Origin of the sequence: Paenibacillus sp. S29, from assembly GCF_049319765.1 — a bacterium.
Taxonomy (GTDB): Bacteria; Bacillota; Bacilli; order Paenibacillales; family Paenibacillaceae; genus Paenibacillus; species Paenibacillus polymyxa_B.
This window is the reverse complement of the sequence record NZ_JBMOUI010000014.1, coordinates 108,817-133,365: the sequence shown is the minus strand read 5'-3', so window position 1 is coordinate 133,365 and position 24,549 is coordinate 108,817. Positions and strand designations below refer to the sequence as shown.

Annotated in this window: 19 protein-coding genes; 1 reads left to right on the top strand and 18 read right to left on the bottom strand. The window is 44.6% G+C overall.

The features are described 5' to 3' along the window. Positions 1-884 precede the first annotated feature (884 nt). The 18 genes from ACL9RM_RS21470 to ACL9RM_RS21385 form a co-directional block, all read right to left on the bottom strand. Positions 885-2,114, bottom strand: coding sequence for an ADP-ribosylglycohydrolase family protein (locus tag ACL9RM_RS21470; RefSeq protein ID WP_235308915.1), 1,230 nt, complete (start codon positions 2,112-2,114; stop codon positions 885-887). Further along, positions 2,114-5,581, bottom strand: coding sequence for an ADP-ribosyltransferase (locus ACL9RM_RS21465; RefSeq protein WP_250266461.1), 3,468 nt, complete (start codon positions 5,579-5,581; stop codon positions 2,114-2,116). Before ACL9RM_RS21465 ends, ACL9RM_RS21470 begins: the two co-directional genes overlap by 1 nt. Before the next feature lie 68 nt (positions 5,582-5,649). Continuing rightward, entirely contained in the window at positions 5,650-6,072 is a 423-nt protein-coding gene (locus tag ACL9RM_RS21460) for a DUF4280 domain-containing protein (protein WP_010347323.1), read from the bottom strand. A 26-nt stretch (positions 6,073-6,098) separates the two neighbouring features. Further along, on the bottom strand, positions 6,099-7,523 hold the full coding sequence (locus ACL9RM_RS21455; protein ID WP_235308909.1) for a phage baseplate assembly protein V: 1,425 nt from the start codon (positions 7,521-7,523) through the stop codon (positions 6,099-6,101). Further along, entirely contained in the window at positions 7,520-8,137 is a 618-nt protein-coding gene (locus ACL9RM_RS21450) for a hypothetical protein (protein WP_250266462.1), read from the bottom strand. The genes ACL9RM_RS21455 and ACL9RM_RS21450 overlap by 4 nt, the downstream gene beginning before the upstream one ends. Before the next feature lie 95 nt (positions 8,138-8,232). Then, a complete protein-coding gene (locus ACL9RM_RS21445; RefSeq protein ID WP_235308905.1) occupies positions 8,233-9,003 on the bottom strand; it encodes a DNA and RNA helicase in 771 nt (256 codons plus the stop codon). A gap of 18 nt (positions 9,004-9,021) precedes the next feature. After that, positions 9,022-9,174: a hypothetical protein gene (locus tag ACL9RM_RS21440; protein WP_235308902.1), complete on the bottom strand. Its 153-nt coding sequence runs from the start codon at positions 9,172-9,174 to the stop codon at positions 9,022-9,024. A 60-nt stretch (positions 9,175-9,234) separates the two neighbouring features. After that, complete coding sequence (locus tag ACL9RM_RS21435) at positions 9,235-9,747, bottom strand: RDD family protein (protein WP_323873186.1); 513 nt, start codon at positions 9,745-9,747, stop codon at positions 9,235-9,237. A 62-nt stretch (positions 9,748-9,809) separates the two neighbouring features. Then, positions 9,810-12,461 carry a molecular chaperone gene (locus tag ACL9RM_RS21430; RefSeq protein ID WP_250266464.1) on the bottom strand — a complete coding sequence of 884 codons (2,652 nt, stop codon included), beginning with the start codon at positions 12,459-12,461 and terminating at the stop codon, positions 9,810-9,812. A 31-nt stretch (positions 12,462-12,492) separates the two neighbouring features. Beyond that, positions 12,493-13,182 carry an iron-dependent peroxidase gene (locus tag ACL9RM_RS21425; RefSeq protein ID WP_103049362.1) on the bottom strand — a complete coding sequence of 230 codons (690 nt, stop codon included), beginning with the start codon at positions 13,180-13,182 and terminating at the stop codon, positions 12,493-12,495. Beyond that, positions 13,179-14,498, bottom strand: a complete 1,320-nt coding sequence (locus ACL9RM_RS21420; protein WP_039272928.1) for a hypothetical protein — start codon at positions 14,496-14,498, stop codon at positions 13,179-13,181. Before ACL9RM_RS21420 ends, ACL9RM_RS21425 begins: the two co-directional genes overlap by 4 nt. A gap of 47 nt (positions 14,499-14,545) precedes the next feature. Beyond that, a complete protein-coding gene (locus ACL9RM_RS21415) occupies positions 14,546-16,423 on the bottom strand; it encodes a serine/threonine protein phosphatase (protein WP_250266465.1) in 1,878 nt (625 codons plus the stop codon). A 22-nt stretch (positions 16,424-16,445) separates the two neighbouring features. Beyond that, positions 16,446-17,276 (bottom strand): PP2C family protein-serine/threonine phosphatase, encoded by an 831-nt coding sequence (locus tag ACL9RM_RS21410; RefSeq protein WP_250266466.1) that lies wholly within the window; start codon positions 17,274-17,276, stop codon positions 16,446-16,448. A gap of 35 nt (positions 17,277-17,311) precedes the next feature. Next, a complete protein-coding gene (locus tag ACL9RM_RS21405; protein WP_069290165.1) occupies positions 17,312-17,839 on the bottom strand; it encodes an FHA domain-containing protein in 528 nt (175 codons plus the stop codon). Between the two features lie 67 nt (positions 17,840-17,906). After that, a complete protein-coding gene (locus ACL9RM_RS21400; protein WP_250266467.1) occupies positions 17,907-18,455 on the bottom strand; it encodes an FHA domain-containing protein in 549 nt (182 codons plus the stop codon). A gap of 32 nt (positions 18,456-18,487) precedes the next feature. Then, positions 18,488-18,937 carry a J domain-containing protein gene (locus tag ACL9RM_RS21395; RefSeq protein ID WP_250266468.1) on the bottom strand — a complete coding sequence of 150 codons (450 nt, stop codon included), beginning with the start codon at positions 18,935-18,937 and terminating at the stop codon, positions 18,488-18,490. Between the two features lie 130 nt (positions 18,938-19,067). Further along, complete coding sequence (locus ACL9RM_RS21390; RefSeq protein WP_025685506.1) at positions 19,068-19,493, bottom strand: hypothetical protein; 426 nt, start codon at positions 19,491-19,493, stop codon at positions 19,068-19,070. A 119-nt stretch (positions 19,494-19,612) separates the two neighbouring features. Next, positions 19,613-21,781, bottom strand: coding sequence for a hypothetical protein (locus ACL9RM_RS21385; protein ID WP_023989860.1), 2,169 nt, complete (start codon positions 21,779-21,781; stop codon positions 19,613-19,615). A 638-nt stretch (positions 21,782-22,419) separates the two neighbouring features. On the opposite strand from ACL9RM_RS21385, the gene ACL9RM_RS21380 reads away from it, so the two are divergent. Continuing rightward, positions 22,420-24,507, top strand: coding sequence for a vWA domain-containing protein (locus ACL9RM_RS21380; RefSeq protein ID WP_250266469.1), 2,088 nt, complete (start codon positions 22,420-22,422; stop codon positions 24,505-24,507). The last annotated feature ends 42 nt before the right edge of the window (positions 24,508-24,549 follow it).

Genomic DNA, 24,549 nt, shown 5'->3' with positions numbered 1-24,549 from the left:
TCAGCATTAGCCCCAGTGGAAGCGCATAATCACCTGCATTCGGCCTAACTACCAGCCTTCGTTCAACACGTTGCTTAAAGGCTTTGCAAATGCTTCTGGACGCATAACAAACTTTCCTAAAAAAATCCTAGCCTCATCTTGAGCTTTCGGTCCTTGAGAGGCGCACTTTCCAGCTTGTCCTTGCCCACAGAACCATACAATGGACCTCTTTCCCGTCTCCACCTCCTTAGTCAGAATCTTCGTGATGCCCTTTTTACTATCGGGGGCATACATATCTATTCTCATCGTCTATTTAACATGTCTGTTTCAATGTTGTTATTTCCACCGTCGTAGCAACCGCACTAACTGCCCTATAATCGCTTCATACTCTGTTTGGGCTTGAGCGATTAACCCCAATGTTTCTTTTACTTCTAGTACCTGATTTGTTATTTTCTTTTTGTGATTTTGAACATGCAAAAAGACTCATTCCTCCTCTTTGTTCAAGTTGGAATAAGCCTTTGAAAGTTACCAAGCCTATTATTCAGGTTTTAAGTGATTGGATTATTGTATATGTTGGACAAACTTATTGTTTCATGCAATTAAATTTACACAAACTTCTTAATACTACTAAATGACAAACAAATTAACATTTTCTTGAAATCAAGATGTACTCATAATGTATCACTTACGCTATCCATCAGTATTTTTACGATACTAAAAAATTTAGCAAGGATCAAGTAAAGAAACTGACGCCCGTTAAGTAACCACGGCTAGCTTATTGCTGAAGGGCTATTCTCTTAATGTCAGCAAAGTTAGGTATTGACGACCATTCTCACAAGGATTTTTATTATATTCAATATCATCTCTTAATTTACACTAAAAATTAATACATATTATTTTTTCCTTTAAATACATTTAAATATATTATTCATTTTATTTGCTAACTCAATAATCATCTCTCGTTTTGCTATCTTGTTAATCCATTGAATGGGAATTTGCTGAATTCCATAATATATACCAGCCAAACCACCAGTTACCGCAGCAGTAGTATCAGTGTCATTACCTAAATTCACAGCCTTTAATACAGCGCTTTTATAATCATTTGTTGTTAACAAACACCAAAAGCTTGCTTCTAATGTGTCAATAACATACCCTGAGGAATTTATTTCTTCTTCATCAAGCTCCATTAAGTTTTCTATAAGTATCCTTTTAAAAAATTCAAGTTCAAGGGAAAAAGGTTCTTTCTTGTAAAAGAAATTCAAAATGTTGTTCCTCATAATATTAAAAGCTTCTTGAAGGGAGAGCCCTTTTAAAAGTAATAAAGCATATTCAACATATATTGAGCATGCTAAAATTGATCTAGGATGAGCATGTGTAATCTTTGATACATCATGAATAACTTGATACTTATATTCTTCATCCCCAACATGTTGTAAATAAAATGATAACGGGAGAATTCTCATTAATGATCCATTACCGTTATCATTAACTTGCTTACCACCAGTCTCTGAAGGATGCCTACCTTCAATTAATTTTTTTACAGATTCTGATGTAGTTCTTCCAATATCAAACACTTCACCATGCGGAGTCCAATATGATTGTTCATACCATTTTTTCATTTTATCAGCAATATCAGTAATATAATAACCATTACATAGACTATCTCCTAGGCAGAAAGTCAAAGAGCTATCATCAGACCAAGTTCCTGCTGGTTGTTCATGAGTTCCGTAACCAATCATATCAAAAATAGGGGATTTTTTCAAACTAGCTCTTGAACTAAATTCCGCCGGTAGTCCTAATGCATCTCCGACACACACCCCCATCAAACCATCTAATACTGTATTAGGTATTACTGTATTCCCTTTACTACTCAGAGGCTTAAATTTAGTTGTTCTGTATCTTTCCTCAATTGGAGAAAAGCTTATACCATTATCATTTAAATATTTTGATCTATGAAGGACTAAATTATTTATAATTTCCCTAGGAATCCCTTGTGGAAACGCTAAACAACTGTCATTGCCTTTAAAACTAGTACAATAAAAACACTGCGAAACACTACTTACTTGAATATCTTCATCAAGTTCCCATCGTTGAGTCATAGTCAATTTTTTGTTATCTTTTGACTCTGGTACCATTAGTTATCGAGCTCCAATTCAATATTTTTCATCCCGTCTTCCTCCCAAGCTTTTGTAATCTTAAAGCTATGTCCCCGTCCAAGTAATATTTCACTTTCGATGTCATCAAGAGCCCCAATATTAGCTACAGAAGTACCCTTTTTAACTTTAATTATAGCAAAAATTCCATCATCGTGAGCCATAGCAAACATCTCTGCTACACCTGGATTTGTACTTGTAGAGACAAAAGCGTCATCAGAATACTTAAAGGATTGAATTTCCATAATCCTATTCCAATTATCCCCTATTTCTCTACTACTAAAACCTCGGTATAATATCATGTCTTCTGACAATATACCTTTGACTATTGCTGAATCTAATAATGGTACATATTTTTTAAGATTTTCATTCAAACTGTCGTACCGAAGCCCTCTATTTAACTCCTTATAAATATCATTGCCTTTATATTTTATTAACGCATTAATTTCAGCTTCGCTTAACGAATTAATCCAACTCTCGGGATTATGAATTGGATCATGAGTTTCAACTTTCCCCGTCCCCTTAGTTTCAAGCGGCATCTCCTGTGGTTTGCTCACTTTGGGAGCTGTAAGTTTAATACTTGAACTGGATGGCTTGGCAGCTATATTAATCTTCCCTTTGGAGATAGATCCCGTCTGATTAATCTCGGGAGAAGTAACCTTATACTTGCCTGCTCCACTTGTGTTCAGACGAGGTTTAACTTTCACTGGTTTGGTAGTAACATTCATCTTCTCTTTGGAGATGACTTTCGCCGGATTGACCTTGGGAGAAGTAACCTTATACTTACCTGTTCCGCCTGTGCTAAGACGAGGCCTAACTCTGGCTGGTTTGGTAGTAACTTTCACCTCATTGGAGATAGCTTTAGCTGGATTGATCTTGGGAGAAGCTTGAACTTTCATTCTTTGTTTGAGCAACGATAGCATTTGAGAAGTCTTGCCGTTACTTGTGAGTTGTCTTGCCGATGTGTACACTTTTCCCATGTTCGATTTCACTAAAGGGCCTAATCCAGCAAAAGCTCCACCAAACGCCCCTCCAAGTGTCGTCCCTGTCACTAAGGCTTCTGCTAATTCGTCACTCTTTGAGCGATCATGGGTCAGAGAAAGGCCAACAGATTGTAATCCACCAGATATGCTCCCTGTAAGAACCCCGTTAGAAATCTTTTGGGATACCTCTTTATTCATTACTTTCCCTATACCGTTTGCTAATTTATTTTCAACAGCTTGTCCTGCTTTGGTGGCCAAAGTGCTTTCTGCAATTTTGACTGTACCTGAATAAAATCCTTGCCCTTTGATACCAGATCCAGTCGGAGTTAAAAAGTTCCCCGCAACGTTCCCTGCAAAATCACCTATTTTATCTACCGTTTCATTTCCCGTTGATGCTACCTCATACTCTACGGGACTGCCAATAGCAGCAGCAGATGAAGTACTGAAACGCTCAATTGCTTTACCCGCAGTAGTTTCTAGTAGAAAATAATTAATCCCATCAACCCCAGGAACTAGAATATTCTTCTTCATCCATTTCAATGTAGGGTTTGAAGGGTAAGTGGCTGTTAGCTCCCTTTGTCTTTTCTCATACTCTGAGATTTTCTCTTGTGGTTTAGGTAGTGCATTCACTCTCTTTACCCATTCATCTAATGCTTTCTTATCCCCCGCAGCCCCACGAGCTAGTAAAGAATTAGTCAATAGATAATGGGCATTCAATGGATTAGGAGGAGCAACATTTTTAGGTACGCTTGCCAGTAGCGATAAACCTGCTTTCGTATAATTCTTTTTATATACGTTTACGCCCGTATTTAAAGCCGTTGCCACAGATCCAACTATGGGAATCATACCTGCTACACTTAGACACGTTTGTACCTTGTTAAGTATTCCGTCCAAAATCCCCGACTTCGGGTTCATCTTGGCTACGGTTTTCCCAGGAGCAGGCTTGCTCTGAGATGCCTTCATTTCATTATAGGCTTGTACCGTCATGAGTGGAGGTTCTGGTACAGGAGCTAGATCGGCAACATATACAGGACGCTTTATAATTCCATCCAGATTGACTTGAGATGAGCGAAAATCAGTCTCTCCATCAAGTATCAAACTGCTTCTCGCTGCCTGCATATATATAGACTCCCCAGCCTGCATACTCAGTTTAGTACCTGCATCCAACGTCAACGTCCTTCCAGCGTAGATGGACAGTTCACCTTCACTTTGAACTTGCACTCCATTTTGATCTAGTTGGATATACACCTTACTCATCTTCGCCGTCACCAAAACTTCAGATGGACTTAGCTTCAGTTCCTTACCTCGGTTTGTCCCCCAATACTTGACGTCAGGATCAGTCAATTTGGGAGTGGATGACTTACTACGCCGTACAGAACTCTTCACAAATCCTTCCGACTCTCGTTCATTTGGAAATTGCAATTGTACTGTATCACCTAGCTCAGGCATAACGTACCATCCGGTATGCCCCTCTGCTGAGAATCCTGTGTCGTAAGGAAACCACGTTGCCTTGCTCTTATCTTGTCGTTCATCAATGCTCAGATGTACACGCACTTGGTCTCCCATAACCTCGACAACTTTACCTTCCAAGGACGCCCCACAAATTTGGGCATTACAATAGAGGTTTTGATGTATTCCCTCGCTCTGGACCAATGTGTATTCATGCAATAGTAATCCACTTCGTATTTTGGATACAATCCGGGTTACAACAAGCTCTTTGCCTCGAAACCGCAGGTGATCTCCCGGTCGGAAATACTGTCCACTTTCTACAGTATAACAGGTCATATGTAATGAGGCTGATGTCTCAATCGTGTCCTCTGTTTCTCCTATTGCTGCAAAACTTCGTTTTGTGCTGTATACCACCTCATTTAATTCACCTACATTCCCTTCAGGTATACCGAACCAAAACTTAGGTGTTTCAGCAGCAACTTCTGGTACCAAAACACCTCCGAACCGGGAAGCCATACGTTTTAAAAAAGCCCAATCCGTTTCTCTATATTGTAGAGTAAATTCTCCTAATTTGGTATTTTGAGATACAGTATCAATAATATCCGATCCTTCATACTTGGAAAGAATCTGTCTTTGTAACTTATCATAGGTTAGATTCTGATCTTGAAAGGATCGGGTAATAGGCTTTATATCTAGTTGAATCGTATGTGATACCGCTTCTATCTCAATATAATAAATATCACGAACTGTTTTCAAATCCACATGCGTAATTTCTCCATGAAATAATATCCTTACACGCTTACCAAGTTCATCTTTTTGAAACACTTCTACAGACTCGGAGGCACCCTCCATTTGAATCAAACGAGCCTGCTCTCCTTCTGGAAAAATCCCCCGAATTCGTAGGAAGGCGTGATCATTTAAATTTCGTTCAATATGCAGTTGTTCTATATGTTGTATAGGATAAATACCGACAAATTCTAAACTCTGATAACTCGATATTTTCTCAACTTGGCTCACTGAGTATATTCCCCCTCTCTTACAACATCACCTAAAAAAATTGCAAAATATCTATTGGGATTAAAAATTCAATCCAAATTCTGGCCATCGTTCTCAATACTTATGAACCCACAGTATAAACATGAGTTTGAACACTGGTCTGTTAGCGAAGCCTGTCCTTCTACCAAGACATCTTTTTTTCCACCTATCCATGGCTTTGTAATCATTGGAATACAGGGGGCTTTTTTCACACCGTAAATATCAACCATATTGCTATTTAAAACTGCGGGATTAGTAAGGCTGAAACAACGTCCGAAACCTGAAATATTATCACCCGGCAAATAGTCACTCACATTCATCTGCGCTTTATCCTTGATATACACTCCATGACTAAATGGACGCTTGAGTCGCGTCGGTTGCGTACCAAAGCTACATTTTAATATTGCTCCTGCAACAACGTAACCTTTCTTGTCAGCTGAATTGGCCTGTAAAATCATTTGTTCTTCTGCCATCCTACTACCTCCTATACTTTAAGCAATCAGTTTGTTTTCACTTCACTACCGATTACACTAGTATCACCACCGAGCACGATGTTGCTGCTCTGGCTAGATAGGGCAACTTCCTCTCCGGCAGAAATTTTTATTTTTTTACCGGCACTCATATGAATATTTCCTCCAGCAGAAAAACTGATAGCCTTGTCACTTACAATCTGAATTCCACTTCCTTGATTCAACTGGATAAAAATGGCCCCATCTTTACCTGTAATTACGATTTCATCAGGTGTCATTCGAATTTCCTTGCCATGCGGTGTACGAAAAATCTTGGTATCAGGACTGTCAATCTTGTTGTATCCATCTTTAGTGCGATCTTGACGGGCCGAACTACTAGCAAAACCCTCTTGCTCCTGATGTGCTGGAAAATACACTCTTACAGTATCACCTATTTCAGGCATAACGTACCATCCACTATGTCCTTCAGCTGTATAACCTGTTGCATAAGGGAACCAATGCGCTTTATCTTTAGCTTGAACTACATCTATTTCAAGATGCACCTTAACTCTGTCTCTCTGAAGCGCTATAACCTTACCCTGCAACGATAAACCGATCATTTGTTCATTAAAAATTTCCCTATGGCGAAGACCTTCATGTGAGGTCAATGTATAAATACACTTCAATATTCCTTTACTCATTTCAGTTAGTGCTTTATATATAAACAAGGTTTTCCCATGAAAAGTAACCTGATTCCCTAGTTCAAGGACATGATTAGTCTCTACAATATAGTCTATAAAATGGTTTTCTTGGATAGTAGCTGTACCATTTTCAGAAAAATAGCGGAAGGAAGACATACGTTTACTAATGGTATAATGATAATTTTCCAAGTTCACTGGGGCATTAACTTCTTCCACACCAAAATAGAATTTAGGGGTGCTAAACGTAGAAGCTGGCATGAGAGATGTATGATAACGTGAAGCGATCCGTTTAAGAAATTCCCAATCTGTTTCGCGGTACTGTATTGTTAGTTGATTTAATGATGCTCCTGCGGTTGCTGAGTCAATAATATCAATTCCAGGATAATCGTTAGCAATAACCTTCAATAATCCAGCCATTTTCATATGTTTATCTTGAAATGAACGACTCTTCTTACATATGTCAAGCTTGTAGGTATGAGATATAGCCTCAACTTCAAGATAGTATACCCCTCGTACGAATTTCACTTCAATCTCCAACACTGTACCACTAAATATCAATAAATACTCGCCTTCCTCTGTAATCTGGGATACCTCGATTAAAGAATCTGCCTCAGTCATTTCTACGTAGGTGTCCTTCAGTTCTTCGGGTACAACAGCAGTAAATTTTAAACGTGTGTGATGGTTCAATTGCTTCTCAATTGTCAACTCCTGTAGATTAACTAATTGATAGGGTGTAATTTGCACATTGCTGTATGTTGTACTTAAAACCTTCATATTAGTTCACCTTCCCTGTTGGCCTGAATTTCTAAAGACCCCATCATACCTTTTGCTATCGGCCGCCACAGTTTAACCTCTTCTTCCATACAGCTAAAAGTAATGATAAGAGCACGCTCCTCTAATGTGACAAAACAAGCCAGATTGTAGAGCGGTGTACTCAAAGTGGGCGTTATAAATTCACAATATCCAGCCAACTGATTTTTAATATTGATAATGCCGTCTCCGTACCATTCCATAAGCTTTTCTGTATTTTTAAGAATATTGACCATTTCATTTTTAAATGGCTCCATCTCGGACTCCGAAAGCTCACTTGATGTATGGTTAAATGTAAGATTTGTTGTACCCGTATTATTCGTAAAAATAAGTCCCGGTCGATGGCAAGATGGATACTTTAACAAAGCATCTTCTTCCTCCATTTTCTTAAACGTTTTCGGCATGGTCATGGATATACGCTCATTCAGCAAAATGCGTTCAGTTAAAGAAACAGTCTCACCGTTTAAATGTATTAACGTCTGCAGTGAAATCGTTGACCAGTCTTTTACAGATACAGATAACTTCTCTTGCTTTAATGAGTTTATTAATGCTAAGATTTGCTCGTCCATATACTCCATATCATCAGCTCCTTGGCCTCATTATCAACCCATCGATAATATGACCGTTTTCCAAATTGATTCTCTTACTCAATAGCTACTATGACTCTAAACTGCTAATCTACCAGCATCCGTTGACCACCTGAGCGAGCGACACCCATGTTCATACGGCGTCCCCCTTTTTCCTCCAATACACGAGACATGACCTGATGTAACTTACTGGAATCGTAGTCTCGGTAAGCTGTCCCTGATCGGGATGACAAATAATGAAGAACGGCTTCACGTTCAATAAAGCCTTGATTTAGACACAGCATCGCAAAGGACAGATCAAGTGGATCTGACGTTCCACGACTGATAAGCTCACGTGCGAACATTTTGAAAATACAGGAAGGTAGCGTCGGCAAAGTTGTACCTGCCTGTTGTACTTGAATAAGGTTAAATGTGTTGAACTCTGTTGCCAAATCGGCAAAATCCACATAATCAGATCGTAATAGAGCGCCTGTTTTGAGCTTAAATCTGCCTAATTCCAGCTCACGCTGATTAACTTGTTCCTCTTCGAGAGCAATTTCACCCAAATAACGCTGAAAATCGGCAGTGGATTGCTCTTCTTGAAATTTGATTTTCAACACCGATAGCCGCCCCGTGGCCGCATACGGCACTTCCTGCTCCTGCTCCAGCAGGTATAGTCTATCCTTGTGCTTCACGATGCCTCTACCAATGGTCAGCGTGTTCTCCCCGACAGTTACGTTCATTCCGGTGATAATACCATCCGAAAAATCCTGATACCGGATATCCAGAAAACTGCGTGGGTAGTCTCGCAGGTTCTCCAGCATCTCGGTTTTTAGAATACGGCCCTTCTCAAACTTCGGAACGATATGTGTTAACATGGTGCTCCCCTCCTTTCTCTATTCTTCTTTATTTAGGGGAACAGATAGCCGATTCACACCGGGCGCAGGAGGTGGAACAGGAACTGCATCATCGATGGGTTGAGCTTTGCTTACTCCAAGTAGTCCAGTAAATAGGCGAATATTCTTTTCTAAAAATCTGCGTATATTCATCTTGCTCCCCCTGTTTGAAGACTACGGTTCATTATGATCTTAGAATCTATTTATCTACCTTTACATCCCGGCTCCGCGTTGAGCCTGCTCACGAAGGATATAGTCCAGCTCGCGTTTGTCCACAACATAGGTACGGGCGATCAGATCGTGGAGGGCCTGTTTTCTCGCCGTAAAGGCTGCCATAATAAAACCGACGAACAAAATGATGACTGATAGAAGCTTACTCCAGTAGCGTGCACTTGCACGTCCAAAGCTGAGCTTATGGTTAAACTCATTTACCACAACGATGCCGAGAGCCAGCTTGCCCACCGTTGCTTTGCATTTGGACGATTCCATAAGCGCATAATATAGCCATATAGCTCCCCAATTCAGCAAGGTCTGCCCTATTGTTTTCATTGTAAAAGTATAAGTCGATCCATCTGAGATCAAAGAGCTTTCTGCCGGAGACGGTACCCAATCCCCTAAGGTCCGAATCACAAGCCAGATCAATCCAATTATTAAAAATACAAACCATACAATAAGGCTATCGATGATATAAGCCAAAGTTCGCTTCCAAAAACCTGCATACAGCACGTTATCCCCTCCAAGTGTTGTGTACTTTTCTGATTTCAGCATTTTGTGAAATCCTTAATTTACTATTTCGTGCCGTCAAAGAAATCCAGCTCGGAGAGATCATTTTCGAAAGCAAAAAAGCGTTTGGGTCCCAGATGCAGCAATTCATCTCGGCGGGTAATCGGGACTACATAAAAGCCCCAGCGGCTATCTCCGACAAAAACAAAATATTTCGTTTCCCCATTACGGATGGAGTCCGTATCATCCTGCGGGATATCCCGCCCGTACAGCACGGCAATTTCCTCATACGGCATGGGTTCAAAAGCTTCTGGCCGACTACGGTACACATGACGCTGACGCAGCTTGCCGCCGTCGGCCGTCAGGAAGAACTCTACCTCAGCCGCATGAGACGGCCGGGAAATGGAACCGCGTACCCGGTTGCTTTCCAAACTCGCAATCAGCTCTTTCTCGCGCCCCGTATGCGTCCATGCGCTGACCGTGTACGGAATAGCAGGAATATGATTGGTAATGACAGGCTCAATCGTGCCCATTTTTTTAGCGTTCAGGTAACGGATAGCCCCGCGCAGACAGGCCATTTTCAACTCAGGTACCCGGCTGAGGTCCTCTGCCTTTTGACGAAACTCAATACTGCGCCCCGGTACAAATTCCTTGAGTGCTTCGCGAAATACGTCAATCCGGCAGGACTGCCCGGTTAGCTTGATAATCGAATAATCCTGCAAGCGCCCCTCCAGATAAAACTCATCCAGAAACTTGCGCACAATATTGTAGATGTCCGCCTTAAGAAGTTGCTGTATCTCCCGAATGTTAAACACCACATCAGGCAGACCATATTCATCACGAAACCGTCCGTTCTCGATGACTGAAACCAGCCAACGGTCCATCACTGCAATGTTCAGGTCGCTTTCAGCAGATAATACCTGCTCGGATTCGAAGCGGCTGCGCAAGATCCCCGTGCGTAGAAAAAATTCCTTTTTCATATTTTCTGCCGCGCTCCACAATAGATGAAAATTACTCAGTACCCGCTGATATTCATCCCGTGTAGCATGTTCATACTGTTTGAACGCGGTAGGCAAGATGGCCTCTGCCTCTCGGTAGCGTTCCTCCAGTCCCGCATATACAGCATCTACACCAAACTCATCCACATGACGGTACAAATCTCCCGAAGGAATGCCGATCAGGGCATCAATATCGGTGTCAGGCAAGCGCGTCTCGGCAGCATAATAACCTGCAAATACAATTTTCATAAACTGCATAATCCGATACGTCAGATTGTTTCCACCAAAATTGGTATCCCCATTTTCATACGTTGTGTGAATATCCAGCTTGTAAGCAATACGTCCGTCCTCAATTCGGAATCGGCAGGAAGACAAATCTGTCGTGCCTCCACCACAATCAATGACAAGTGCCTGATACTCCTCACCGTCCGCAAAAGTCCCTCGTTCCATCTGGTCTGCCAGCGTGTTGTACAGCACAGCCAGCCCTTCGTCCAGCGCATCCTCCGCTTCAATCTGGTAATCAGGCAAAATATCACTAAACATCTCTATAAACTGGGGCTGCAACTTGACCGGAGCAGAAAAGTGCAGGTTGCGGAACCGACACTTAAATTGCTGCTCGGCTGTAGCAATCACATAACGGATAAAAGCAGCTAAAATATCACTGCGGGAAGCGGTTGCTGTATTCCCCTCGGAATCCATTAATTCCTCGATTCGCTTATAATCGTTGACCCACCGCTTGATCCCCCGCAATACTGTCGCACGGCTGCCTGCCACGTCAGATCCACGTAGTGCATCCTCCCCAAATACATAAAGGATATGTTCTGGATTGGAGCAGTCTGCGACGCGAATAGCAGTCGGCAATACTTCGATCCAGTCGCCTTCTGCCCCTTCTGGGCCGGGGAATGACACATAATTGATGGCGTTCAGCCTTACCGTGCTGCTCATACCTGTATCAGGAGCCGTAACGTAGGAGCTATCCAAATAAGCACCTGCTGTGGTGTTCGAGGTGCCAAAATCAATCGCAAGTACTGCATCTGTAGTTTCAGTGCCCCGAATGATCAGCTCTGCCACCGGAACCCGGTGACCTTGAAGCTTCAGCGGCAGCATTGGCTTATCTCCATAGTAGAGGTTATAAAAATATTCTGATTCCTGTCTTCGCAGAAATAGCAGGCTATAACTATGATTGGACGTCTCTCGCAGTTCAGCGTCGCGATGACGAGAAAGATAATATACGCCTGTTCGTCCCTCATCCTTCACCAAATTCAAAACACCGCACAGTTCTCCTGTCGCATTCACCAGCAGCACATTAGATGAGCTCAGCCAAGGCAAATCGGATTCGATCCGGTAGTTGTCCATGCGACCTGTGCGTACACCCTGATACAGTGTGATTTTGGCGGGAACCCGGATACCGCTGCTCTCCTGCCGACGGTCGTTCCAGTTTCGCTGTAGTGCCGATTCCATACGTTCAAAACCACCAAGATTCGGCCTTGTGATGAGTAAATGCTCTTCCGCACTCCGAAATCGCAAAATCACGCGAATCAATTCTTCACGTGCCAGGCGATTGGCAAATCCCTCGACCAGTCGTTCCTTATCGCATATTCCGCGTAACTGAAAGGTCGTCATTTGCTCCAATTCCGCCCGCGTGTATTTCGCCGTGAAGCGTATGCTTTTTCGATCGGTGAGCGGGTCTAGCAACCTGTATGTATAGGGTCCGTTCATCGTTCACATGTCCTTTCTTAGCCATTTAGTCTTAATAGAGGGCGATAGCGTCTATTTTCATCGTAGGATCTTCCTCTAAAATGCCGAAATGACTTGTCCAATACAATTCCGTCGTAAAACGTGCCGGAAGAAACAAATCCAGAATCAAATCCACTTTAATCCGTGACAATGGCGTCTCCTCTTGGCCGATATAGATGAGTAATTCGTCTTTTTCCTCACAATTAGTGTAAATGATTGAGCGATGAAAGACGCGCCGCATCGTTTCTTTTAGCAGATGTACGGCTTCTCCCGTCTCATACAGGCGCAGCAATCCTTCAGCAATCGCGTCCTGATCCTCACGGTTTAATTGTCCAAAGCCTTCCTTTACCTTCGGGCCAAAAATGCCCTCTGCAATATCACGCCGAACAAACTGGATATGGTACTCCCGCCGATTCATCCCTTGATACAAGTCCATTTCCGCCAGAAAATGCATCATAATATCAAATAGCGATTCTCTCAGCTCCAGATACTCTTCAGCATCCGGTGGAAACAGATCCCGAAAAATAGAATAAAAGCGGTAGTACGGATTGATTTCCACTACCTGCTCCAAATGGGAAGTATTCAACTCTGCCAGACTAAGCTCCATATACGGAGAGTAGCTGACAGCGGGTACGAAGCGGAATTTATCTACATCCAACCCCTGTTCCCTTGCGCGCATGAGCAAATCCCAGACGTAATTCACACCCATTCTCCTTCACACTTGTACTCCGGAAAATACATCTGCACTTCCGATACCAGAAAGCTCATTAAATCGGATAAAATATAAGCAGGCGCGGTTGGCGAAACATCGTCAGAACCACGTCTGAACCCCAAACGCATGATCTGCTTGCCTTCCTCTGTCCGTACGTTATCGCTGACAAACGGATTTAACGGATATGTCTGGGTTTTGGTTACAAGGTTGCTTACATCATTTCTCCCTGCACCTCCCCAGATGTCCACACGTTCCAGCTCCAGCCCCTGCGCTGCTTCAAACGAGTTTACGATACGCATGATTTCCGCTTTGGCACGGACAATCACGGCCTGTTTTCCTGCATAGCGGCCCAAAAAGCTGTCCTGTCGCCGATTAGACAATAACGGATAAGTCTGACGACTAAGTCTCGTTGTAACAGGCTTCGTAACCTTCAACACATTCCATTCGCCAGATTTATCACGTGGTGTGACAATCGTCAGTTCCTCTTCTGTACGCTTGATATACCGGATATCACCTTCAGTCCCGTCAATCAAGTAACCATGCTCAGGACCTGTTTTTCGCAAAGGCAGCACATGCTCATAATTCACACGATCCATAGCGGGTATAGGAAAACCGCTGTTCTTTAGAGATAGCCTTTCAATGTTCCAAAGTGGAAAAACGTCGCCCTTCTTAAAAACGTCGAATTCTTCCAATGAAATTGTAATTTCATGAATTTCTTCATGGGCAGCCGGCTCGCCGTCTCCACCAATCAATACACAGTCCACAAACTTATAAGCGTACGGATGATTAATTGTTTTCCACGGCATGCCATTTTGCATAAACGTGTGATATAACTGCTCAATCTCCAAAATATAAGAACGGTTATGCTCCAGACGAAAACGAATCGGATAATTGCCAGTTTCCGTGACCAACATTCCTGAGAAAATTCGCTTGCTGCGCACCAGCGCTGAGATTCGTTCGGTCTCCATCTCAAGAAAAAGCGTAAACAGCGGCATCGCACCGCCTTCGCGTACCACCTCTGCCACACGGCTGATGTCCATCTGCTTTTCCTCGGTATCAGACGGTAACACAGGATATAAAAATTCATGAATCGGGTCATAGTCCTCACGCGATGTCAATGACACGTACACATCAATCTTTTCTTCCGTATTCTCAATTTCCTCAAATACCCGCCGTTCTAGCTGGCGGGTCATTTCTTCCTGATATTCGACGAGGTTCATAAATACCCCCGCCATCATATTTTTCAGTAAACGTCTCTGCTCTAAATCGTCCATCTTGCTCAAACGGTCCTGTACCAGCTCTTTCACGACGTCTCACTCCTTTCCGGCTCCAGCATTCATTGATCATGAAAAACTTAACCTCCGTTCGCAGCAGCCCGATCTTGGTTCTCTGAATCAGACGCCCCTGCTGCTTTAGAAGCGGAATCAGCAGTTCCTTGCTCTTTGTTGGTATCCACCTTGGCCGAAGGGGCAGTTCCATCGCCTGTACCCATGCTCTTTGCAGCCGAAGTGGCTTCCTTCTTCGCGGGTGTAGTTCCCGCTGAAGCCGTTGGCGCAGCCTTCGTTTGCGATTCTGCAGCAGGGGTTGCAGCAGCGGAAGATGAAGCTCCACCCGCTGTGTCCCCTGCGTCCGTGTCGTTCAACGCTCCGTCAGACAATCCCAATCCAGCAGGAAGCTGACCATTTTTCTGCTGTTCCGCGCTCTGCTTTTCCTCCGCCTTGGCAATGCTCCGCTCCAATGCCAGAACACTTTCGAGCTTATCGATCTCCTGATAAATTTCCTGTGCCCCGCTATAGGCATCAATGGCCCCTTCATAATCGAGATCCTTCATCATCCGATCCCCTTTGGCCTGAAGTTTGCCAGCTTGAATCTCCTTGAGCTGCTGCTGAATAGCTGTCAATTTATCGTTGGCCTCGGTAATTTTCTTCTCCAGTTCTTTTTGCGCGGACGTATAACCGGATTCCATCGCAGCCTTGTTTGCTTTCTTGTATAGCTTAAGCGCATTCGTGTAATCGCCGCCCTGAAATTTTAAATCTCCGTCCTTCATCCAGCTCGCTGTCTCGGCATAGCTGTCCAATTGATCGATTTTATGCTCAATATCCTTCACATTAAACGGTGGATATAGCCCGGCGCTTTTCCGTGCTTTCTCGTAGCTGGCTTCAGCTTTGGTAAAGTCCGCCTTTTCCACGTAGCCGTCTCCGTCCACCAGCAATTGAGATAGTTTCTGCTCGGCTGTATACAGTCGCTTATGAATCTTATCGTTAATTTTAACCGCCGCGTTTTTCGCTTCGCTGTAGGACTTGAGCGCCTTCGCATAATCTCCTGTCCTTGCATAATCGTCTGCGGCTTGGGCTGATTCGATCATCGTTTCCAGTGCAGCTGCCTTATTCGCAGCCATACGAGCCAGCGTAATCCATGCTCCCCCGCCCATAACAATAAAAACAAGCAACGCAAGCAAAATCCGTTTGATCAACTTGCGGCGGTTTTTAGGCTTTTCCTGAAAAACTTTATTTACATAAATGGCCGCAGCCGTGTAATTATTCACCGTCCGATGCTGTTTGCTTAGCAGAACCTCTTCCAAGGTGTCCGTCAGCATGACCGGGTCCTTCGCTTCCTCCAGCGCCCCCAGCATTTCCGCCAGCTCGACATCCTCCCACATCCCTGATGTGGCAAGCAGGATTACATCTCCATCTGCAAGCTGCGTCTTTTTGGCGTAATGGGCATGAACTCCATTCGGATTTCCCAAGTATTCCAGCAGATTACCTCGTTCCTCATGTGTGCTGGTCGCTTCGTCTGGAATGCGTCCATCATCTGCCAATGACTGAGCCAAACTATGATCCTTACTGCGAAAATTAAGCCTTCCATTGCGAAAATGATATAGCCGCACATTACCGCACGAAACATACACCATTTTGTTATAGTTGGTCACTACCATCAGCAGACTGGCTTTGAGCCGAACGCGACGGCTTTCAAATTGCAGCCATTCCTGCGCTTCACGCAGATCTCTCATCAAGCGCCGTTTGGACATGGAAGGCTTCTCCATGAAGTTTTCCAGCACCGTTTTGACAACCATTTCTGCGCTGCGCAGCTCCTGATCCGAATCCAGACCGTCTGCGAGGACATAACAGGCCATGTCGTCCGTCTCCATGAATGCAAAATAGTCCCGGTTGTCTATGTAAGAGCCCGCTTCCGACACAAAGGCGGTACTAAAATCGCTGTTGTCCTTGCGCATCGCTACCCCCGTCTTTCTTGTTTCATCCTATCGCCAAAATAAGTACTGTCGCATTATCCTGACTTTTAAAGCCTTTATCATTAATGGCGTCGATCATGGCATCCGCTGTTTCCTGCGGTGTTCCACCCTTGCGCATAATCTCTTCCAATTCAATCTCCGTCAGCGCCTCCTGAATGCCATCGCTGCACAGCAGCACATGATCGCCTGAATACAAACGAATCGGTGCATTACCCATTTCCATGCTCTCAAAGCCCTCATAGCCCAAGTAGTTGACCAGTTGATTGCGTACTGGACTCGTTTTGGCTTCCTCCGAGGTCATTTGTCCAGCAAGCACTCGTTCCTCCAGCAGTGTTTCTGCTGTATGCTTGGAATTGACTGTTTGGAAATGACCATTGCGGTAAATCGTAATCAAGCTGTCGCCCACCGCTCCGTAATACAGCTGATAGCCGCACACAATGACCGCAGCCAGCGTCGTTCCTCCGCCCTGTCCGTTCAAATTTTGCAAAATGCCGCGATTGCTTTGAGTTGCCGCCTCTGCAAAATATCCATTCAAATTCGTTGCATCTTCCAGCTTGGCAAACGCCTTCGTAAAAGTCGTCACAGCCAAGGTACTGGACATACGCCCATTGGCCAGCCCACTAATACCGTCTGCGACAACAGCCAGCGTACCGACAGGTGTCTTCATACTGGAAAAATAATCATCCTGCTCGCTCCGGCTCCCGATCGTTTGACCATTTCCGATCTCAATTCCACTCACGGTACGGCTGCCGGAACTTCGCGTCAGTCGTATACGGATCATGAGCAGAACAGCGAATAGTACCGCAGCTCCACTTACAACAAAATAAGGCTGCATATCATTACCTCCCTGCACCATTGCCCAATTCCGTCCTAGTTTTCGTTATCCCACTCAAAATGGGCGCCACACAGCGGGATAAAGATAAATTTGCTGTGTCCCAGCTGAATCACGTCATAGGCAGCCAGCTCTGCTGGTGAATATACCGCCTCGTTATTGTGGTACGCCAAACCTGATGAATCGCCTGGCAACAAGTAAAAGTTACGTTTCTTCGGATCATACACAATGACCGCGTGATTTCTACGGGAAATCGTGTTGTCCCCGATAATGCGGACATGCATTTCCTCTGCGCGCCCGATAAAGTTTTTCTCCGCCATAATGCGATAATCCTGACCCACCTGTGCTCCTTCGATGCATACCAGCCATCCGGTTACTGGATGAATGCCCACCGTCTCGCCCAAATACGGCATTGTTTTGTCGTTATCTCCTGCGACGTTTGTTTTCGCCACTGGCTCTGCGCTCTTGGGTGCAGCTACATTTACTACCGTGTTGCAATAAGGACACGTATTTCCGTGCTTTCGTGTACTGAACATGTGTCCGTTCGGGCATCTTGTCAAACTCATAGTCGGTTCCTTCCCCCATTGTCATGATTGTCTTTTCAGCGATCTGAGGATTTTGCAGTATCCTCATCTATTTAACGAGCAGTCTCGTATTGGCAATATATAATAAATCACCTGAGTAAATCCGGTATGGCTCACCGCTTTCCAACTTCTTGGTTACACTTTCGTTGGCAGACCGCAAGCCTGTACCATTACCGGAATCCACATCCTCCACAAACCAGTCGCTGTTCACCCGGTTGAGTACCGCATGCTCCACACTTACCAGGGAGGCATAATCTGTACCTACCAAATCAATATCCGCCTCCGAACGTGACGTTGTTTTACCAATTAAGAGCGACGTTTCGGCTTCGATATACCATTCTTTAATGGACTCGCCCTCTTCATCAATCAACACCAGCTTGGCAATCCGCTGACGTTGCGCCTTTGGCTTGGCCACGGGTACAACGGACACCAGATTGCGCAATATGTATACAAGCACGCCGATTCCAATACCTATCGCGACCACGGTTTTCAAACCGCTGTAGCCTGTACGATTAAACACATAAAAGGCGATCGCCAGCATCAGCCCGAACATGGCAACATCTATGATGAAAACCCATCTGTTCTGCGCCGTTTTCACTGCTTGCTTCCCCCATTTCTATCCTGAAATCATCACTTTTTACGAATACCGAAAAATTGGTTAAACATCGCGGAGGTATCCGTCGGATCACCGGTTTTTTTCGTTTTTTTCCCTGGTGAGCCCTCCTTCGTTTTCGGATGAAAACCAAAAAATTGCTCAAAATCAGTTCCTATATCAGCCGGATTGAATCCTTTGGCTGCCGTACGCGCACCGCCGGAGGACGTAGCCCCTCTCCCTCTCTCTTGCTGTTCCCCGCCAGCTCCCTCAGTTTTTCGGATGAGCTCGGCATCGTATGCCTGCCGCAATGCTTCGTCACGCAAGGTATTGTAAGCCTCGTGAATCAGCTTGAACTTGCGCGTTGCTTCCTCGCTTCCCTGGTTGGTATCAGGATGATACTTTTTGGCCAGTTTACGGTAAGCCTGCTTAATCTCTGCCTCCGAAGCATCCCGGCTGACACCGAGCAGCTCATAGTAGTTGGTCATTGTGTGATGTTCCCCTCTCCGAAAAAAATAAATATTAAGAGACCCGTAGGCCTCTTAATATTTATCCACCCTGCACTTGTGTGCCGGGTGAGTGTGTTTTTAAGCTGCACTTAACGTGAAGACGTTAAGCTTAAACCGGATATCCGCCGTCGATTGTAGCCAGCTCGGTTTTGTCTTTCTTTTGTTTGATGTAGAGTGTAAATGCACCTACACCTTCTGTGTCGCCGAAGTGCTCGGTGTAGTCTACAACGAAAGCATTCGGGAAGTGGATTTTACGCACAACTTGATCAGCTGCGATAACTTCCAGTGTTACTTTACGGTAGCTGTCTGCTTTTTCAGCAGGAACCAGAGACCACAAAGCCAGTTTCAGCGTGTCATCCGCGCTGTCACCGTCTACTGCTGTGATGATTTTACCGCTGATGCGCAGCGTGGAGCCTACGTCAGTGGAGCGTGCATTGGAATCGTCCGGTGTATCGGTGTCATAAATAACCGTTTGGATGTTATCCAAGCCCAGCTCGATTGTTTCTTGTCCTTCTACTTTCAATCTGAATCCCATGTGTGTTGCCTCCTTGAAATTAGGTAATATGATGGCGGGAGATGCAAAGCTTCTCCGCGATTTATGTATAAAGGCGGTTCTGGATAGAAACGCCTCTAACATCTTTCGTAGTGCTCGGATCATGATTTGACCGAGCTGGTTCCCTTAGTGATCATGACTTCCAGGTTCTTCACATTACCGTTGAAGACCAGATCGATATGGCACATATTGCTTTTCTCATCAATAATGAAGCTCATATCGTCTCCATCCTGAATGATCGAGTTAACAGATCCTCTGCTGCTCAGCCACTTGCTCTTCTGGCTACTCGGATTGTTACTGAAGAAGCGGACGATATTTTCGTGTTTGAAGTCCCCTGTCTGGTAGCGCAAAATACGTTCAATGTACGTGCTGACCAGCGTCTTGTAGATGGAGTCAAAACCGTCCTCGGACATCGCCATGCTTCTCGCCTTGTAGACGGTAATCCGGCGGATATCCTTATCCTGGATCTGAGCATTCTCCGACGAGAATACAAAGCCGAAGTTTTTACGGTTGATGGCATCCTTGATCGTGTTGGTGAATCCGGTGATTTCCTTGGCCATCGTCGTTACCGTGCGCAGGCTGTTGTCTCCTGCTTCGATGTCGAAGCGTACGCCAGGGAAGTTCTTATTGACGGTTTTAAACGTCTCACGCAGGTATTCAGGACACTGATAGGAAGCGACCAAGCCAGCAGCAACATAGGCTGCACCCACATAAACACCCTCGATCCACAGCTTGAGAATATCCTCTTTCTCCTTAGAGAGCTGTACACCGTCTTCGGTCTGTAGCATTTTGCTGTCGATTATGACACCCGATTTGTCCTTCGGAATAATCGTAAAGTTCGGTACACAAGGAATGGCAAATTCGCTATATTCTCTGCGAACGAGACTGGCGCATTTATCGACATATTTGTCGATGCCTGCTGTCGCCATACTGTTGAAAGTCGTTTCTTCACCGGATTCAAAATTAAAGAACATTTGAATTTTGTAATCCTTCACGACTTGCAGCAGCATCGAGAGCGATTCCATAGAATTTCCGCCCTGCTTAACGACCTTCTCGTTGCCCTTGAAGCGTTCACGTGAAACCTTTACCTTACCGGCTGCCTCCAGCTCGACAGATGGAACGATACCGAACCAGATCGTGTCGCTGAATTCATTCTTAGCATTCACAGTGTTCAGGTACGTTTCCAGGCGCGGGATATTGCTGCTTTTCACCAGCATGTCCAGCTTGTTGTTCGCCACCAGCATTGTCGGCAGCATGCCTTTGCTCTTCGTTGCATATTGATCGAAGAACATTTTGACACCGAGGATTTTCTCCACAAGCGGCTTAACCGCCTTTACGAAATCGTCCTTGGCATTTTTATAGAACTCCAGATACGTGTTGTAGTTTTGAACTTCAACCGCTGTATCCACCTTGGTCTGAACAGCTGGCAGTGGCACAAATGTGCGAACCACCAAATCCTTCACATAGTCAGAAGGCGTATCTGTGATGGAGTTATAATCTTCTTCGAATACTTGGGAGAGATCGCCAGTACTGTTTTCATCCAACAGCATCAGCTCAGTGCTGTCGCTCTTCGGCGCTTCAATAATTTTCAGTTCGCCGCTTTCCCCAATGGAGAGCATACCCACCTGGATCAGCTCACCGGAGTTTTCCTCTTGGGCGCCACCGAGCAGAAGGCGGGTTTTGATGTCCTCAATTGCCAGTGGGAGCATAGCCATAACGTTGTTATAGTTCTGACTCGCTTCCTCGAACATTCCATTCAGCTTGTCACCCATGTCGAGTTTCTTCGGATCGCCATCATCCAGCTTGTCGTATTCACCGTACATATAGTGAATCTCTTTGCGGACTTGACGAATATCATCCATAACCTTTTTCGGTGAAATCATATCCAGCAGATTTTCAAATTTGAAATCTACATTGGTGATTCCTTGACTGCGCTTGGTATCAATGAGCGTAAACAACATTTTCAGAAAATCATTACTTTGATTTACACGAATTTCAGAAATGCTATCCTCATCAATTCCCTCTGGCTTTTTAAGGGTGTAGACGACTTTTTGATTGGCCGCGTTAAAAAACGAATACACGGTCGGTGAAAACTTATCCAAAAATTCGTCAAAGCTGCGCACCAGAAGGTGCTGATTAATTTCCTTGATCTTCTCATCGCTCAAGCTGTCAATACCCTTCACATCACCTACAATGGTGATCAGGTCCAGCTTTTCCGGGTTAATCTCTTCAAAAAGCATTGTCCGGTTGGTTTGATAAATGATTTCCATCGCTGTCGGCAAATGAACAAAGTATGAGTTATAGGTCCATTGCTCCATATACGGACATGGGATGTCCAATTTGAAACGGACGAAACTCATTTTTAGTTCTTTTGCCTCCTCCCCCCTACTTAACATTTAAATTCGTCAAAGGATTGAGCTTATACCACATTTAAGGTACAGGCATGTAACCTCGAAAATCGGTCCGAAGCGTTATTCGGCTTTTAACGGCAAAGCATGCAAATGAGATGTATTTCCAAAATCAAAAGTCAGATAACACAGAAATTTTAAATTTATGATTTCGTATTCCTAACTTCAATCCCAATTTTTGCCGTTGATACGAGAGCTATCATACAAAGCACCCTTCAGTTTTGTCAATTTCTGTAGTCTCAGATTGAAACAGGGCATTTTGACTCATTTTATGCGTGAATACGTAATTTTTATGATATGTTAGACCTGTTTCTTCAGGGAAATATTCACAAATGGAACTCAATTACCGATAGAAGTCCATTGGATATTTCTGATAAGCGTAAAAGAATCAAATTCATGGCTAATGTGAGGGTTATCAGCTATTTTGATCCTTTATCCCTTATATCCCAAGGATTAGGAGAGCTGATCCCCCCACGTTGGCCTCGGCGATGGAGGAGCTTATGTTCAGAATAAGGAAACTAGGGATTATCGTTTTCATGACTTTTGTACTATTTTTACAAATGAGCCTAAACGGGGTCATTTGCACTGTAAATCAGGCTAATGCAGCATCTTTAGGTGCTGTCCCGATCGAGGGTTACGATGCCGTTTTTGTACTGGATACCAGTTATTCCATGAGGGATACCGATCCTGAAGGCATTGCGGCCGAAGTCATCAATATGTTTATGGATTTGAGTGATGCAGACCGTACGCGCGTCGGATTCGTTGCCTACAATCACCATGTGGTCGCCTCGAAACCACTGACTTCGATTGCCGTGGCAGCGCAAAAATCCCAGATCCAACAGGAAATCAGAACGCTAAACCGTTCCGGTTATACGGATTTGGGACTTGGGCTGCGCAAAGGCTCAGAGCTGCTAGCGGCAGGAGCATCCCAAGGGCGTCAGCCTTTTATGATTCTGTTGTCTGATGGAGAGACTGATTTTGGTGCCTCCTCTGGTTCCCGATCCAAAGGGGACTCCAATAACGATGTGTCCTCTGTCATCAAATCTGCACAGACCAAGGGATATCCGGTGTACACAATTGGTCTGAACCATGATGGCACAGTGAACCGACAAGAACTCGAACGGATCGCTTCTCAAACGGGTGGAGCTTCTTTTATTACGAGTAGTGCCGAGGATCTGCCGGAAATTCTGAACCGTATTTTCGCCAGTCAAATTCGTTCCAAGCTCGTCCCAATTGCTGCAATTACGACTACTGGCGAGATGCAAGAATTAACTGTAACTCTACCTGATTCTAGTATGGAGGAAGCCAATTTGGTGCTTTTGTCGGAGCATCCCCTTCTGGAAACACAGCTATATTCCAATTCAGAAAATGTCCGCAGGTACAAGTCGAGCCGCTATGCGATTTTAAAAATCGAGCATCCACAGGCAGGTAAAGTGAAGTTGAAGCTACGGGGCATACGTGGAGATTTGGTGAAAATCAATTTACTTGGCAGCTATCGACTGGAAGCCGAAGCTACCATGGGAGCAAAGCAAGCAACGGCAACTCATGGCGACAAGCCTGTGCAGTTGCTGAAAGGTCAAGCGACACCGTTTCAAGCTCAGCTTCTGTTGCCGGACAATCAAAAGCTTACAGATGAAGCCGTATATACGTCTCTCCAAGCCCATATTATAGTTACTCCCAAGGGGGGCACAGCCAAAAAGGTGCCTATGACCTATAAGTCAGGAGCCTTTCATACCGAATATGCGTTCCCTCAAACCGGGGATTATACATGGCAGCTATCTCTGGATAGTCCGCAATGGTACCGTAAGGGAATTGTACATAAGGTTCACGCGGCCAATGCAGCACCACAGGTCTTAAAAGACCTGACGATTCACCTGGTAAAAGAAGACGGCGATTCCCGTCGAAGTTTATCAGATTTTATTGTTGACCCCAATCATGACAAGCTGAACTATAAGCTGGATTCAGAAGTCGCCGGGGGTACGGCCCATGCTGAGATTAACGGTAATGATCTGCTGCTATCCGAGCTCCACACAGGTGACTCTCAGCTGAAGATTAAAGCTACCGATCCGGAAGGAGCATCCAGCAGCGCTACACTAACCGTTTCTGTACAATCCCGGTATACAGCCATTAAATGGACAGTAGCCATCAGTGTCGTAGTAGCCGCTCTTCTGTATTGGTTCTTGCGGCCAAAGCCGCAGTTTGCCGGAAGAATTGAAGGATATTTTCTCGCTACAGCAAGTGGACAGGAGATTCCGGTAAAATCTTGGCCGCTCACCTCCTTTCCGGGCCGTAAGGTCAGCTTGCAGGAATTGTTCCGTACGCTTGACGTTCACGAACCGTTGCCAGAAGCGGAACGGATCGTATTTTCCGCAGGTAAAAAAGGGAGCCTAATCGTAAAACATGATACACGCTGCGCCTTACAGCATGGAAAGATCAGATTAGCCCGTAACAAAAAAGCGGTCATGGAGTACAGCGACAAGCTGTACATTACATTCGAGGATGGTGTCACTGAAATCGAGCTGCGATACAAAGCGATTAAACCGAATACTTCAGTGTACACCGACCATATCCAAGCTCCGACAGGATAATGTCCGTCACAACGTAAAAAAAGAGAAGCGCCGTCTCTTACG